Annotated in this window: 1 protein-coding gene; it reads right to left on the bottom strand. The window is 57.5% G+C overall.

Annotated elements, in window-relative coordinates; all coding sequences use genetic code 11:
* Positions 1-143 precede the first annotated feature (143 nt).
* A partial coding sequence (locus tag ACFQPB_RS23860; RefSeq protein WP_382228936.1) for a Tn3 family transposase occupies positions 144-811 on the bottom strand: 668 nt, incomplete at its 5' end.

Below are 811 nucleotides of genomic sequence, written 5' to 3'. Positions count from 1 at the left end.
GGGGTCTCCTCGTTTTCAGTGCAATAAGTGACGGTACGAAAAGCTAGCACTGGCGCGGAGGTGGTGTTGGTAGATCGTTGATTTCATTGACTTTCCTGTTCACTTTCAAATCTGCGATTCGTGGCGTCAAACCGTGGTCGGTTTCATCCATTGGTGCCAGTTATCGATGCATTTGGCCGCGAAGGCAGGATTTGGTCAGCATAGCGGTCAACCGGGAAGCGAAACACACCCCGCAAGTTGATGCTCTCCAGCCTGGTGGGCGCAATCTTCCCGATCAGTTCCGGTGGAATGACCTGGCGGCGGTTCGACCAGCGATCCAGGACCGCCTGCATCTGTGAGGTATTCCACGCCATCACGATGTTGGCCATCAGGCTCAACGCATCGGCCACAGCCTGCATTTCATCGACACGTTTGGCCTGCGCCGGGCTGATCCGGCCGGTATAAATGGCGCGCTTGAGGGCGTTAACAGCCTCGCCCCGATTGAGCACCCGGCGCAACTCGTTCCTGAAAGCGTCCTTGACAAAGTAGTCAGCCAAAAACGCCGTACGCAGCAACCGCCCCAATTGCACGCCAGCCTCATAGATTGGATCGCCCTGGGCGGCAGAACCGAACCGCGCAAGAGCTGCCACCGCACTGGCATGTCCGCTCATGACCGAGGCTGCCAGGTGCACCAGACTATCCCAATGCTTTTCGATCAAAGCGACGTCGACATTGGCTTCGCACACCGCAGCGATTTCTGCGGGCACTTTGGTGCCGCGTGGCACAAAGAGGTGGCGCTGTTTGAGTTCCTTCAACCGCGGGCAAAGATCAA

Origin of the sequence: Hydrogenophaga atypica, assembly GCF_042665215.1 — a bacterium.
Lineage (GTDB): Bacteria > Pseudomonadota > Gammaproteobacteria > Burkholderiales > Burkholderiaceae_C > Hydrogenophaga > Hydrogenophaga defluvii_A.
This window is presented reverse-complemented; position numbering and strand designations above follow the sequence as displayed.